The organism is Kribbella deserti, assembly GCF_042434725.1.
Classification (GTDB): Bacteria; Actinomycetota; Actinomycetes; order Propionibacteriales; family Kribbellaceae; genus Kribbella; species Kribbella deserti.
This window is the reverse complement of the sequence record NZ_JBHLTC010000018.1, coordinates 482,816-495,949: the sequence shown is the minus strand read 5'-3', so window position 1 is coordinate 495,949 and position 13,134 is coordinate 482,816. Positions and strand designations below refer to the sequence as shown.

The 13,134-nt window shown below is 69.6% G+C and carries 13 protein-coding genes; 4 read left to right on the top strand and 9 right to left on the bottom strand.

The window, feature by feature from the left end:
* Positions 1-424: 424 nt before the first annotated feature.
* Positions 425-1,237: a class I SAM-dependent methyltransferase gene (locus ACFFGN_RS15595; RefSeq protein WP_380047987.1), complete on the top strand. Its 813-nt coding sequence runs from the start codon at positions 425-427 to the stop codon at positions 1,235-1,237.
* A gap of 6 nt (positions 1,238-1,243) precedes the next feature.
* Here ACFFGN_RS15595 and ACFFGN_RS15590 read toward each other — a convergent pair whose 3' ends face one another.
* Positions 1,244-1,663 (bottom strand): nucleoside deaminase, encoded by a 420-nt coding sequence (locus ACFFGN_RS15590; RefSeq protein WP_380047985.1) that lies wholly within the window; start codon positions 1,661-1,663, stop codon positions 1,244-1,246.
* The gene (locus ACFFGN_RS15585) at positions 1,653-2,510 is read right to left on the bottom strand and encodes an LLM class flavin-dependent oxidoreductase (protein ID WP_380047983.1); all 858 of its coding nucleotides are present in this window, start codon (positions 2,508-2,510) and stop codon (positions 1,653-1,655) included. The genes ACFFGN_RS15590 and ACFFGN_RS15585 overlap by 11 nt, the downstream gene beginning before the upstream one ends.
* Before the next feature lie 93 nt (positions 2,511-2,603).
* On the opposite strand from ACFFGN_RS15585, the gene ACFFGN_RS15580 reads away from it, so the two are divergent.
* On the top strand, positions 2,604-3,065 hold the full coding sequence (locus tag ACFFGN_RS15580; RefSeq protein WP_380047981.1) for an Lrp/AsnC family transcriptional regulator: 462 nt from the start codon (positions 2,604-2,606) through the stop codon (positions 3,063-3,065).
* A 7-nt stretch (positions 3,066-3,072) separates the two neighbouring features.
* On the opposite strand, the gene ACFFGN_RS15575 is transcribed toward ACFFGN_RS15580, so the two are convergent.
* Together ACFFGN_RS15575 and ACFFGN_RS15570 are read right to left on the bottom strand one after the other, a co-directional pair.
* Positions 3,073-3,891 carry a sulfurtransferase gene (locus ACFFGN_RS15575; RefSeq protein WP_380047979.1) on the bottom strand — a complete coding sequence of 273 codons (819 nt, stop codon included), beginning with the start codon at positions 3,889-3,891 and terminating at the stop codon, positions 3,073-3,075.
* Positions 3,888-4,547, bottom strand: a complete 660-nt coding sequence (locus ACFFGN_RS15570) for a thymidine kinase (protein WP_380047977.1) — start codon at positions 4,545-4,547, stop codon at positions 3,888-3,890. The genes ACFFGN_RS15575 and ACFFGN_RS15570 overlap by 4 nt, the downstream gene beginning before the upstream one ends.
* A gap of 132 nt (positions 4,548-4,679) precedes the next feature.
* Here ACFFGN_RS15570 and ACFFGN_RS15565 point away from each other — a divergent pair, with 132 nt between their 5' ends.
* Positions 4,680-6,347: a S8 family peptidase gene (locus ACFFGN_RS15565; RefSeq protein ID WP_380047975.1), complete on the top strand. Its 1,668-nt coding sequence runs from the start codon at positions 4,680-4,682 to the stop codon at positions 6,345-6,347.
* 450 nt (positions 6,348-6,797) lie between these two features.
* Here the strand turns inward: ACFFGN_RS15565 and ACFFGN_RS15560 are convergent, their stop codons facing one another.
* From ACFFGN_RS15560 to ACFFGN_RS15540, 5 genes are all read right to left on the bottom strand, one after another.
* Positions 6,798-7,919: an alkaline phosphatase family protein gene (locus ACFFGN_RS15560; protein ID WP_380047973.1), complete on the bottom strand. Its 1,122-nt coding sequence runs from the start codon at positions 7,917-7,919 to the stop codon at positions 6,798-6,800.
* Positions 7,920-7,924: 5 nt separating this feature from the next.
* A complete protein-coding gene (locus tag ACFFGN_RS15555) occupies positions 7,925-8,542 on the bottom strand; it encodes a DUF5998 family protein (protein WP_380047971.1) in 618 nt (205 codons plus the stop codon).
* 109 nt (positions 8,543-8,651) lie between these two features.
* Positions 8,652-10,580 carry an FtsX-like permease family protein gene (locus ACFFGN_RS15550; RefSeq protein WP_380047969.1) on the bottom strand — a complete coding sequence of 643 codons (1,929 nt, stop codon included), beginning with the start codon at positions 10,578-10,580 and terminating at the stop codon, positions 8,652-8,654.
* Entirely contained in the window at positions 10,577-11,395 is an 819-nt protein-coding gene (locus tag ACFFGN_RS15545) for an ABC transporter ATP-binding protein (RefSeq protein WP_380047967.1), read from the bottom strand. The genes ACFFGN_RS15550 and ACFFGN_RS15545 overlap by 4 nt, the downstream gene beginning before the upstream one ends.
* A gap of 143 nt (positions 11,396-11,538) precedes the next feature.
* On the bottom strand, positions 11,539-12,555 hold the full coding sequence (locus ACFFGN_RS15540; RefSeq protein ID WP_380047965.1) for a P1 family peptidase: 1,017 nt from the start codon (positions 12,553-12,555) through the stop codon (positions 11,539-11,541).
* Between the two features lie 53 nt (positions 12,556-12,608).
* On the opposite strand from ACFFGN_RS15540, the gene ACFFGN_RS15535 reads away from it, so the two are divergent.
* On the top strand, positions 12,609-13,118 hold the full coding sequence (locus ACFFGN_RS15535; RefSeq protein ID WP_380047963.1) for a DUF2087 domain-containing protein: 510 nt from the start codon (positions 12,609-12,611) through the stop codon (positions 13,116-13,118).
* The last annotated feature ends 16 nt before the right edge of the window (positions 13,119-13,134 follow it).

Sequence of the window (13,134 nt, the reverse complement as noted above, 5' to 3'; positions counted from 1 at the left end):
ATGCGGCCCGCTGTGGATGGTGTGGCCACGGTCGGACGCAATTTGCGGCCGCTTGGCGCACCGGCGGATGCACGGGCGGTGGAGGTCCGCATTTCGCGTCCGACCGTGGCTGTGCTGTCCACAAGGGAACGCAAAGTGCGTCCGACCGTCCGGCGCCTGTGCACAGGTGGGCCGTATTTCGGGTCCGACCGTGGCCGAACTGTCCACACGCCCCCCGACGAGGCCGCATAGTGCGTCCGACCGTGGCGGGGTTTTGCACAGGCGGGCCACGGCCGGGGTCGGCGTCGGCCGGGGTCGGCGTCGGCCGGGGTCGGCGTCGGCCGGAGTCGGGATCGACCGGGGTGGGTGCGGTGTGGGTTGTCGGTCGCGTAAAGAAATTGTGGCGGGGCGTGGGTTGGTGGGGTGCGGGTTCTAGGGTGAGGGCGTGGAGAAGGTTCAGTTCACCGAAGAGCAGTCCACGATGCTGGCGACGCTGTACGGGCGGGCACTGGATGCCCGGTCCGCCGAGCCGATATTGGGTGATCCGACCGCGCAGGAGGCGGTCGCGCGGATCGACTACGACTTCGGCAAGTTCGGTATGGGCCCGGACCAGGCGCTGGCGATCGCGTTGCGGGCCAGGGTGTTCGACCGCTGGACCAGGGACTTCATCGACCTTCATCCCGAAGGCATGGTGGTTCACCTCGGCTGCGGTATGGACGGCCGGGTTTACCGGGTCGATCCCCCGTCGTCGGTGCTGTGGTTCGACGTCGACTACCCGGAGACGATCGACGTACGGAAGCGGCTCTATCCCGAGCGTGCGTCGTACCAGCAGCTGGGTAGTTCGGTGCTCGACCTCAACTGGCTCGATTACCTGCCGGCTGATCGGCCGACGCTGGTGCTCGGCGAGGGCCTCACCATGTACCTCGATCCGGTTGGGGCGCCGGCGTTGCTGTCGGCCCTCGTGCGGTATTTGCCGTCGGGTGAGATGGCGTTCGACTTCTACAGCCGGTCGGGCCTCAAGGCGCAGAAGCTCAACTCGATCATCCGGCGGGCCGGCGCCACGCTGACCTGGGGTATCGACGACGCGAGCGAGCTGGAACCACTCGGGCTCAAGCCGGCCGAGCGCTTCGGCGTACTGGACTTCATCACGCCGGAGGTGCTCGAGCGCGCCTCCCGCGGGATCCGCGCGCAGATGTGGCTGGCCCGCCGCATTCCGTACGTCGCGAACATGGGCCAGCTACTCCGCTTCACCTTCTAGGCCGGACTATGAGGAGTAGTACCCCTCGAACGGAACGCGGGCCTCGTCCAGCAACCCGGGCCCTTCCAGCGCGAAGGTCGCGGCCGGGCGGGCCGGCTTGAGTTCGTTGAGCTGGTCGGTCGACAGGGCGAAGACCACCCGGCCGAGGCCGGACCGTTCGATCGCGCCGGTGCACATGCCGCACGGCTGGCAACTGGTGTACATGGTGGTCTCGGCGGCGGTCACGGCGTCAAGGTTCTGCGCGGCCCAGCGGGCGAGCTTCAACTCCGGGTGAGCGCTGATGTCGTCGCCGCTCAGCACCGTGTTCCAGTCCTCGACCAATACCGTGCCATCCGGTGCCGCCAGCAACGATCCGAACGGCATCTCCCCCAGAGCCCGTGCCTTCTGGGCCAAACCGATTGCCTGGCGCAACAACTCATCCCGCATCTTCGTTCACCTCTCGTCGGTAGTGCGCGGTCACGGTCGCGAGCGCCTGCCACGCGATCTCCGGCCGCAAGGTCTCCTGCGGATCACCCTGGAACGGGTCGAGTACGACGGCCTCGGCGCCGAGTTCGCGCAGCTCGGCCAGATCGCCCAGCACCTGCTCGATCGTGCCCTCCCCCATCAACCGTTCGGGCCCGGCGGGGGCATCCGTCAGGTTGAGGATGATCCTCGGCGCCAGCGCGGGCATAGGCCGGTTCTCCTGCGCAGCAACGGCTTCCAGCCGGGTGATTGCCCCACGCAACCAATCCGCGCGGAACCGGAGCGGGTGCCACGCGTCACCCAGCCGTACGGCGCGCCGCAGGGCCGCCGTACGGCTGCCGCCCACCCAGATCGGGATCGCCCCACCGCGATAGTCGTCGGTATCCCGCCACGCGGCGCGAATATCCCGCAGGTCCGAGTCCGTCTGTCGTCCACGCTCTTCGAACGGGACACCCAGTACGTCGTACTCCTGACGGGCCCAACCGACGCCCACGCCGAGGATGAACCGGCCCTCGCTGAGGTCGTTCAGATTGGCCGCCAGCCGGGCGATCTGCAGCGGATGGCGATACGGCACCACGAGTACGGACGTGCCGAGCCGGACGCGACGGGTCACGCCGGCCAGCCACGCGAGAGTGGTGAAGGGCTCGTAGAACGGCGCCGGGTACTGCTTGGCGACGTCTGGCGTGATCGCGAGATGATCTGACGCCATCAACACCTCATAGCCGAGGCCTTCCACCGTCTGCGCCCAATCACGCAATCGCGACGGGCTGGTACCAGGGCCGAAGTTCGGGACGTTCACACCGAGTTGCACCCCCAAAGGCTATCCGGGGCAGAGCTCACCCTTGAAGGGATTTCTCCCGGTATCAAGGGTGTGAGACCGAGGATGTAGCGGTAGATTCCCCGGGTGACCGAGATTCTCGATTCGACCGATTGGGCCATTCTCAGCGCGGTGCAACGCGACGGGCGGATCGCGCTGACCGAGCTCGGGCGCCGGGTGAACCTGAGCGCCTCCGCGACCACCGAGCGGTTGCGTCGGCTGGAGTCCACCGGCGTCATCACGGGCTACCGCGCGGAGGTCGATCTGGCGCGCGCCGGGTTCGCCGTACTGGCAGTGGTGCGGCTCAAGTATCCCGGCAGCGCGCACGGGCCGTTGCACAAGCTGCTGCAGGAGCGGTTCGAAATCCTCGAGTGCCTACGAACCACCGGCGACGACTGCTACACGTTGAAGGTGACGGCCACGTCGATGGCTCACCTCGAGCAGGTGATCGACGAGCTGGCCCAGTTCGGCAGTACGACGACCAACATCGTCTACAGCCAGACCCTGCCGTACCGCGGCCCGCAGCAGCCCGCGCCGGAACAAACCTGACAGCCGCTCAGTGGCCCGTGGCGATCGGCCGATTCGGGTCGGTGATCCACTCGGACCACGAGCCGACGTAGACATCCGCCGGTACGCCCGCGACCGCCAGCGCGAGGGCCTCGTGCGCGGCGGTCACGCCCGAGCCGCAGTACACGCCCACCGGCGAGGACCCGTCCGCGCCGAGCGGCTCGAACCGGGCCCGGAGTTCGGCCGGTGCGAGGAACAGGCCTGCCGCGTTCACGTTCGCAGCGGTCGGGGCGTTGACCGCGCCCGGGATGTGCCCGGCGACCGGATCGATCGGCTCGATCTCTCCGGCGAACCGCTCGGGCGCCCGCGCATCGAGCAGTACGCCGTCCGCGGCGCGCTCGGCGGCCTGGTTCGCGTCCAGCACCGGCATACCGCCCGACTTGGCGACGAAGGTGCCCGCGCCGGCCGGCGGGATCTCGGCGACGACGGGACCACCCGCGGCCTTCCAAGCGGCCAGACCGCCGTCGAGCACCCGCACGTTCGTAGCGCCGAAGTAGCGGAACACCCACCACGCGCGAGCCGCCGCCATCGAGTTGGCCGCGTCGTACACCACGATGGCCGAGTCGTTCGAGGCACCTGCGCGACGCAGTGCCGCTTCGACAGTAGTTGCGTCGGGCAACGGATGGCGCCCGCCGGCGCCGGGTGGCGCGGCCAGCTCGGTGTCGAGGTCGACGAAGTGCGCGCCGGGCAGATGGCCCGCGTCGTACGCCTCGCGTCCGGGCGGTCCGGCCAGGTTCCAGGTGGTGTCGATCAGGATCACGTCGGCCGTCGCGGCGAGTAGCTCGTCGGCGGAGATCAGGTGGCTCATGCGTTCCCTCCGAACGGGAGTACCTCGGGTGACAGGGTGGCCCGTGCGCGAGCCGCGGTCAGGCGCCTGCGGTGGTGCCGGCGGCAGAGCACCTCGTAGGCCGTCGTACCGGCCGGGTCGTCTTCGTTCTCCAGGTCACCGACGACCAGCTGCTCGCCCTCGGTCACCATCTCGCCATGCACCGTACGGGCGTTGTGGGTGGCGCGTTGACCGCACCAGCACAGCGCCTCGACCTGGAGTACCTCCAAGCGGTCGGCCAGCTCGACCAGCCGGGCCGAACCTGGGAACATCCGGGCCCGGAAGTCGGTCAGGATGCCGAAGCAGAAGACGTCGATCTGCAGTTCGTCGACCAACCGGGCCAACTGCTCGATCTGCTCGGACGCGTAGAACTGGGCCTCGTCGCAGACCGCGTAGTCGATCCGGCCACCGTGGGTCAGCTCGTCGACCGCGTACTGCCAGAAATCGAAGTCGGGACGGACCTCGATCGCGTCGGCGGTCAGCCCTAGCCGGGAGGACAGTTTGGCCTCGCCCGCGCGGTCGTGGCTGGTGAAGATCCGCCCTTGCCGTCCCCTCACCTTGTGGTTGTGATCCATCTGCAGCGCGAGAGTGGACTTGCCACAATCCATGGTCCCGGTGAAGTAGGTGAGAGCGGCCACGGGCGCCAATCTTGCCCTGCCGCCTCGGTCGCGGCGAACGGGGGTCCGCAACACCGCGCGGATGGCTGGCTCTATGGCCCCTCGACGCGGTCTACTAGGGCACCGGAATTCACGAAGTACCCAGGAGGCCCCATGTTTGCGCCGTTGCGCAAACCACTCGCGGCGATCGCTGCCGCCGCCCTTGCCGCGACCACTGCCCTTGCCGTGCCGATACCGACCGCCGGGGCCACCGGCGTGCAGACCACCGCGGGCGTGCGGGCGTACTTCGTGATCACCGCGCCCGGTGCGACCGCCGGTGCGACCGGCGCGATCACGGCCGGCGGCGGCACGGTCTACGCGTCGTACGACGCCATTGGTGTGATCGTCGCGCACTCGACCGCCCCGGACTTCGCCGGCAAGCTGCGCACGGCTCCGGGCGTGCAGAAGGTCGGCGCGACGCGTACGTCGGATATCCCCGCCGCCGCGTCGAACCCGGCGATCCCGCCGGCGGCGTCGCAGGCGCCGGACAACATGCCCGAGATCTCCCGGCCCGACATGACGCAGATCGGCGCCGACAAGGCCTGGGCGGTGAACCCGGGCAAGCCTTCGATCACGGTCGCGGTGCTCGACACCGGGGTCGACGACCAGCACCCGGATCTCAAGGCCAACTTCGACGCGTCCCGGTCGGCGTCCTGCGCCTATGGCAAGGCCGACACCCGGCCCGGGGCCTGGCGGCCGGTCCAGGAACACGGCACGCACGTGGCCGGAACCATCGCCGCCGCCAAGAACGGCAAGGGCATGGTCGGTGTAGCGCCCGGCGTGAAGGTCTCCTCTATCCGGGTCGCCGAGCCGGGCACCTCGCTGTTCTTCCCGGAGAACACCGTCTGCTCGTTCATGTTCGCCGCGGACAAGGGCGTCTCGGTCACGAACAACAGCTACTACGTCGACCCTTGGATGTTCGTCTGCCCGGACAATCTCGACCAGGCCGCGATCCTCGAGGCGGTCAAGCGCTCGATCGACTATGCCGACCGCAAGGGTGTCGTGAACGTCGCCGCCGCGGGCAACGAGGACACCGACCTGGCGAACAAGTCATCGGACGACACCAGCCCGAACGACTCCACCCCGGGCGCTCGCACGATCACGAACGACTGCCTGGATTTGCCGGCCGAAATCCCCGGCGTGGTCGCCGTGAGCGCGGTCGGCATGCTCGGCTCGAAGGCCTCGTTCTCGAACTACGGAACGGGCAAGATCCACGTGGCCGCGCCGGGTGAAGGCGTCTACTCCACGATCCCCGGCGGTCGCTACGCGGCAAACTCAGGTACGTCGATGGCGGCGCCGCACGTCGCGGGTGTCGCCGCTTTGCTGCGCAGCGCGGATCCGAAGCTCACGCCCGCGCAGGTCCGGTCCAAGCTCGCCAGCCAGGCCAACGACATCGCCTGCCCGGCAGCGTCCGGTGGCGAGTGCACGGGCACTCCGGAGAACAACTCGTACTACGGCGAAGGCATGGTCGACGCGGCCGAGGCGGTTGGCGCCGCCAGCGCGGACAAGCCCGGCTCGGACGGTGGCTCCCTGTCGATCACGGCGCCCGCGACGCAGCTCGGCTTCACCGGCTTGCCGCTGATCCCGATCCAGCTCAAGGCCCCCACCACGGTCACCTACAAGGCGGTCAACCTGCCGTCCGGCCTGGCCCTCAGCCCCGCGGGCGTAATCACCGGCGTCGTCAGCGCCCGTCCCGGCGACTACAGCGTCATCGTTACCGCCCGCAGCACCGACGGCCGCGTAGCCCTGAAAACCATCCGCTGGACCATCTGGGGCTTCTAACCCCCACCCCACGGCGTCGCGTCGACGAGAAATCGTGGCGTTCCGTCGGCGCGACGCGAAGTGACCCGCGAGCCGGCAATGTTCGAGGGCCCCGATCCGTGACGCGCCTCCGTCCGCCGAACCCGGCCAATCGCCGGGAGACCGCGGGGGTTGACCGCCGAGTTGGGGGTTTGACGTCAGAGATTTGACTAGTCGACCCCCCATTCCAGACGTCGACCCTTGTAGTCACTGCAGCGATTACCGCGCATACGCGATCGGTGCCCCGAACCTCGCGATGGTCGACGGCAGCGGTTGGGCCGCTACCCGGTTGCAGCAGATAGCCGTACAAAAGCCCGGCAGCCGGCGCCGTCCAGACGGACATCTGCCCGCACAACAACCCGGCATCGGTGGATCCCGGCTTAGTCGGCGAACGGCGAGTTCGGACCGATGGATGCCGAACGCCGTGACAGGTCAGTAGCCGGGGTCGATCAAGAGTGGGATGGCCATTTCGTCTTCGGTGAGCGAGCCATGGACGCCGATCAGCCCGGCTTCCTGCGGGAAGCGGCGGCCGGCGACCAGGGCGAGCGGGCCTAGCGCGGCGACGACCACGTCGCCGATGCGCGGCGCCACTCGGGGCTCGACCACGCCGAACCAGCCTTCGGCGATGGCCTCGTCCCGGCTCAGGACCAGTGCGCGATCGCCCACTCGGGACTTGTACGTCGACAGCACGTCATCCGCCGCGCCCGGAACGCAGTACAGGTGGCGGAACCTCGACTCCCCCGCCACCAGCGTGAGCCCGCTGCTCAGATCGGGCTCGGCGTCGATATCGACCCGGTCGACCGGATCCACATCCACCATGCCGTGATCCGCGACAACCAGCAGGATCGCGTCCCTCGGCAGCGACGACCGCACGCGCTGGGCGAACTGGTCCGCCGCCACGAGCTCGGTCCGCCACTCGGGTGAACCCGAGCCGAAGCCGTGACCGATGTAGTCCAGCTGCGAGTCGTACACGTAAACCAACGCCGACGAACCTTCGCGAATGGCGAACCGCGTCGCGTCCAGCCGGTCCTCCACGCTGTCCGCGCCGCGATGGGAGCTGCCCCGAAACGCGGCCGCGGTCAGACCGGACTTCTCGAAACGGGCCTTGCTCACGTTCCGGGTCATCACCCCGGCCGCGCCTACCCGCTCGAACACGGTCTGATGCGGCTGCCACCGGCGCGGATCGACCGGGGAATCCCAGGCCAGCGCGTTCAGCAGGCCGCCCGTCTCCGGCACGACCGAGCTGTAGCCGACGATCCCGTGCGCGCCTGGCGGCAGGCCCGTACCGAGACTGCTCAGGCTGACCGCCGTGGTCGACGGAACACCCGCCGTGAGACGACGGCCCGTCGGCAGCAGCGAGGCCAGGTACGGCGCGACGTCGGCGTTCTGGCGCAGGAGGTTCCACCCGAGGCCGTCGAGCAGCAGTACGGCGTACCGGGGGTTTTCCGGCAGGCCGAGGCCGTTCGTCTCGCCTGGGACTTTCAGGGCACCCGCGACCGACGGCAGGACATCCGCAAGGGAGGCAGCGCCGTACTCGGGTTTGACCGGCAGCATCGGGGTCAGCGCGCTGCGGTGGCGGCGGACAGCGCGGTGGAGAAGTCGAGCACCTGCTGGATGCCGTCGGCTCCGTCGACCGCGGCGCTGATCCGCAACGAGATGTCGTCGGCCGCGACGGAACCGGTGAAACCGTGATCGGCCTCGCAGTTCGGATCGGCGCAGACCGCGGGCTCGAGATCCACCCGGTTCACCATGCCCCAGCCGATCGTCAACACGACCTCGCCGGTCGCGGCGGCCGGGTCCGAGCCGTTCGACGAGTAGCCGGCCGGATTCGGCACCACCCGGTTCACCACCACCGCGTTCACCCGGTGCAGCGGAATCGCCTCGGTGGAGGTGGACGCGTACGGCGCGCGGATCAGGTCGTCGGCCGCGTGCTCGTCGGTATGGCCCACGATCAGCCGGGTCGGGGTCAGCGCCAAGATGGTGATGTGGCGCCGGACCTCGTCGCGGTCGAACGTCGGCTCGTGCTGCAGCACGAAGGCCCGGATGGGTTCGCCGGCGACCGCCACGGAGAGCGAGTCGGAGACAACGTCTGGGTAGTAGCCACACCGATCGATCGCGGCACGCAACGCGGCGGAGGCGTCTGCGAGCTCCGGGACCGGCGCATTCAGGTCACGCATGCCCTCATCCTCGCACGCGCGGGGCCCGTCGGCGGTCAGTCGCCCTCGCTGACCGCCTTCGATCAGGCCGGCGCTGCCCCAGGATCTGGGGCAACGCCGGCTGTCTCGATCAGTTCGCGCTGGCCTTGCGCAGTACCGGTGCGCCCGCGGCGCCGGCGACGGAAACCAGCACCAGGCCGACGATCACCTGGCCCGCCAGCAGGAACGCCCCGGCGCTACCTTCGCCGAGCGGAAGTGCGCCCGCGTTGGCCAGCAGGCCACAGAACGCGCCCATCCCGATCGTCGGCAGGCCCACCACGATGACCGGCAGGACGGCGGCCAGCCGGGCGGATCGCTCGATCACCTTCAGCGGTACGCCGGATCGCCGCAAGGCCTTCGCGGGACCGGCCTGGTCCAGCGCCGTACCGACGGCTCCCGCGGCGGTCGACGCGGCCCCGGTCACGAAGACCACCCCGAGCAGCAGCAGTACTCCGATCTTGAGGTCGAGCAACATCCCGGCCTCGAACAGATCGCGCTCGGCGCCGGTGATCGGCACGCTGTCCGGCGACACGTCGTACAGCGCGGTGCGGGTCTGCTCGCGCTCCGCCTTCGGGAAGCTGACGAGAACGTGCTGCACCTTGTCGCCGTACGCCTCACCTGGTTGGACCTGCGCGTGCAGACCGGCGTCCTTGATCCGGGTCGCGACGAGCTCGTTTGCCGCCTTCGCGGTGGGCGCATGTACGGCGACCTCGAAGGCGTTGTCACTGCCGTTGCCTTTGAGGTTGAACGGCATCACCACCGAGAGGAATCCCGACACGAACCCGGCGAGTACGAGCGCCGCCACCGGGCGGAACGCGGCCTTCGGATCGTCGGCCAGCCGGCGCCCAGCGAGCAGCGTGGACGGGCTGTTCGCCGTCCGGGCCAGGATCCGGCCGACCCGGTCGAGCACGAACGGCCCGCCGATCCGTACCGCGAAAGCACCCAGGGCGATCCCGATGATGATCGGCACCAGCGCCGTCGCACTGCCGCCGACCACGGCCAGCAGGAGTGGTCCCGCCGCGAGCAGCACCAGCCGGAACGGCGTGACCGCCTTGCGGGTATGGCCGCGGGTGACACCGAGCGGCGTAATGCTGACCCGGCCGAGGCCGATCATCGCGCTCAGCACCGACAGGACCGGTACGAGCACCATCACCAGGAGAACCAGCCACGGCGCCACCGTCAGATCGCTGACGTACCACCGGCCACCGCCGAGCGGTATCCGCGCGATCAACGGCGACAGCACGGTGTACGCGATCAGGCCGACCGCCGCACCGGCGACCGCGAGAATGGCCTGTTCGACCGCACTGAGACGGAGTACCTGCGTCCGGGTGGCACCCGCGAGACGGAGAGCCGCCAGCCGGTGTTCGCGACGCTTGGCCGCAACGCCTGCGGCCTGACCGACGAGGCTCAGGACCGGGAAGATGACCAGCGCGAGACCGAAGCCGACGAGCCACAGCAGAATCTGGATGCGGTCGTCCATCTTCGTACCGCGCCAGGTGCTGAGGTCCGTGCCGCTTTCCTTGTCCGCGAGCGGTTCGACGCCGCGGATGACCACTTGCTCGTCCGGGGAGGACAGGCCCGCGTCGCTGATGACGCCGGTCGGCTTGGGCACGTGGTACCGCTTGCTGAGTTGTTCGCCCAGATCGCCCCTCCACAGCTTGGCGAGGGCCGGAGAGACCCAGACCTCGCCAGGCTTGGGCGTGTGCGGGAGCCCGGGCGGCGGCTGGAGCCCGGCGTTTCGGCTCGGGTTGGTCACGGCGAGGTCGAGCCGGAGGATGGCCGTGCCGTTGGCCACGTCCTTGACGTCGTACACCTTGCCGACGACTGGATCACCCTTGTCCGCCTGCGAAGCGCGCCAGCCGATCCGATCGGAGCGATCCACCAGCCCGAGCGAGCCCGCGATCAGGAAGGTGATCAGCAGGCTGACCACGGCGGTGGCACCGAAGGCGGCGAGATTCGCCGCGCGGCCGCCTTGGCCGGGCCGCCGCACGAACCGGATGGCGAGTTCCCACATTCTCATCGGGTGCTCACCCGGCCGTCGACGATCCGGACCGTACGGTGGCACCGGGCCGCGACCTGGTCGTCGTGCGTGACAACAACCACCGCGGCGCCGCGATGCGTGGCCGCACCGATCAGCAGGCTGATGACGTGTTCACCGGTGGTTGCGTCGAGAGCGCCGGTCGGCTCGTCGGCGAACACCACCTGCGGCTCGCCGACCAGGGCCCGCGCGATCGCGACCCGCTGGGCCTGGCCGCCGGACAGTTCGCCCGGGCGCCGCTTCGACTCCGCGGCGAGGCCGACCTGGGCCAGCATCGTGCGCGCCCGGGCGATCGCATCGCGGCGCGATACACCGTCCACCATCAGCGGCAGGGCGACGTTCTCCTCTGCGGGTAGTTCGGCGAGCAACTGGTTGTCCTGGAAGACGAAGCCGAGGCGTTGACGGCGGAGCTTGGTCCGGGCGGCGTCGCCGAGGTTGTCGATCCGCTGCCCCGCCAGCCAGACCTCACCACTGTCCGGCGTGAGAATGCCCGCGAGTACGTGCAGCAAGGTGGTCTTGCCGTTACCACTCGGGCCCATCACCGCGAGCGCCTCACCGGCCCGCACCGCAACGTCCACCCCGGCCAGGCCGACCACCTCGCCGTAGTACTTCACCAGCCCATGCCCACCGAGCACCGCCTGTCCCTGCTCGCCGTACTGCGCGGGCCGGCCGGGCGTGGGGTGGCCTGGCGCGGCGTGATGAGGGCCGGGCTGGTTGGGCGTGGACGGGTTGGACTGCTGGGTCTGCGCGGGCTGGTAGGCGTGGGGACGGACCGCCTGGGGGTTCTGGAAGCTCATACCCAGAAGCCTCGCGAAATCCGCCCGCCATCTCATCGGCCCTCAGTCGCCACTTCCGCTGACGAACGACACCCCCTGAACGGCCCGCACGTCATCCCCAGGTATTACCCGCCGAACCCCCGTCATCCCGCAGGGTGACGCAGTCAGGCGAAAGCGGACGGGTAGGCGGAGCGGTAGCTTTGCAAGGTGAGAGCGGGGGTGGATACCGGCTCGGCCGCGAGCATCGCGCGAACGACCGCGCGGCTCATCGTTTGCGCTCCCGCGCTGAACACCGCCTCCAGCGCCGCGAGATCCGCGAAGTTGGTGACGGACCACCTCGGCTGATCGGATGGCGCCGTCGACAACGCGAACACCGTGTCCCCGTCGAGCAGCGTGTGGATCGGATCCACCGCGCGCGCCAGCCCGTCGTGCGCCACCATCGCCATTCGGGTGGCTCCCGCCTTGTCCAGCGGCGCGTCCGTCGCGACAACCGCGATAACCGTGTTCATCCCGGGCAACGGCCCTGGCGGCGCCTCCGGTGGACCTTCGATCGGTGTGGCCAGGCCGGCGAATTCCCCGTCGATCCCGGCCCGCTCCCCCAGCAACCGCCCGGCCTGGCCGACGGCCGAACCGACGGCGTTCACGACCACCAGCACTCCCACGGTATGCCCGTCCACCAGCCGGACACTCGCCGTACCGACGCCGCCCTTCAACCAGCCGGCCCGGGCCCCGGCACCGGCGCCAACGTTGCCCTCGGCAACCACTTCGCCGGCGGCCTCGATCGCGCGGCGGCCCCATTCCGCGTCCGGCCGGGCCCGGAACGAGCCACCCCGGCCCAGATCGAACAGCACCGCCGCGGGCACGATCGGCACCACTTCGCTGGGGTCGGGTCCCACCCGGACACCTTCGCCGCGTTCCTCCAGCCAGGCCATCACGCCCGCGGCCGCGTCCAGGCCGTAGGCGCTTCCGCCGGTGAGCACGATCGCGTTCACGCCGGGGTTGGAGTTGACCGGGTTGAGCAGGTCTGTCTCGCGCGTTCCGGGCGCGCCGCCGCGCACGTCCACCCCGGCGACCGCCGTACCGGGCAGGTAGACCACGGTCGTACCGGTCAGATATGGCTCGTCCGTTCGCTCGTACTGCCCGATCAGGACACCTGGCACATCGGTGATCGCGTTCCGCATCCACCCTGTCTATCAAGGAAAATCCGTTGCGCCCGGGAACTACGGTGGAACCCATGCAATCCGTGAATCTCACCGGTCTGCTGGCCGAACCGGAACGACTGCGCACCTTCGCCGCCATCGTGCTCGGCGCCAACCAGCCCGAGCAGATCGCCACCGCCGCGGGCCTGCCCGTCAGCACCGTGCGCACCGCCGTACGGCGCCTTCAGGTCGGCGGCCTCGTCACCACCGGCCCGGCCGGGTTCGAACCGGTCACCGACGCCTTCAAAACCGCCGCCCGGGCCGACCGTCCCGAACGCGAGGCCCTCGACGACGATCCCGCGGTCGACGCCCTGCTCCAGGCCTGCATCCGGGACGGGCGCATCACCACGATGCCCACCTTCCCGGCCAAGCAGAAGGTGGTGATCGGCTACCTGGCGCGCCTGTTCGAACCGGATCGGGACTACTCCGAGCCGGAGGTCAACGACATCCTCCGGTCCTGGTACCACGATTACGCGACGCTTCGGCGTTTTCTCGTCGACTGGCACTTCCTGAATCGCGAGAACGGCGTCTATCGCAAGGCCTGATGCCCCAGCCTGATCA

Bases quoted from the DNA above. Each gene is read 5' to 3' on its own strand.
- ACFFGN_RS15590 (WP_380047985.1), bottom strand. From the start codon at position 1,663: ATGCGGGATGAGTTGTTGCGCCAGGCAATCGGTTTGGCCCAGAAGGCA.
- ACFFGN_RS15575 (WP_380047979.1), bottom strand. From the start codon at position 3,891: ATGAGCCACCTGATCTCCGCCGACGAGCTACTCGCCGCGACGGCCGAC.
- ACFFGN_RS15565 (WP_380047975.1), top strand. From the start codon at position 4,680: ATGTTTGCGCCGTTGCGCAAACCACTCGCGGCGATCGCTGCCGCCGCC.
- ACFFGN_RS15560 (WP_380047973.1), bottom strand. From the start codon at position 7,919: ATGCTGCCGGTCAAACCCGAGTACGGCGCTGCCTCCCTTGCGGATGTC.
- ACFFGN_RS15555 (WP_380047971.1), bottom strand. From the start codon at position 8,542: ATGCGTGACCTGAATGCGCCGGTCCCGGAGCTCGCAGACGCCTCCGCC.
- ACFFGN_RS15550 (WP_380047969.1), bottom strand. From the start codon at position 10,580: ATGAGAATGTGGGAACTCGCCATCCGGTTCGTGCGGCGGCCCGGCCAA.
- ACFFGN_RS15545 (WP_380047967.1), bottom strand. From the start codon at position 11,395: ATGAGCTTCCAGAACCCCCAGGCGGTCCGTCCCCACGCCTACCAGCCC.
- ACFFGN_RS15540 (WP_380047965.1), bottom strand. From the start codon at position 12,555: ATGCGGAACGCGATCACCGATGTGCCAGGTGTCCTGATCGGGCAGTAC.
- ACFFGN_RS15535 (WP_380047963.1), top strand. From the start codon at position 12,609: ATGCAATCCGTGAATCTCACCGGTCTGCTGGCCGAACCGGAACGACTG.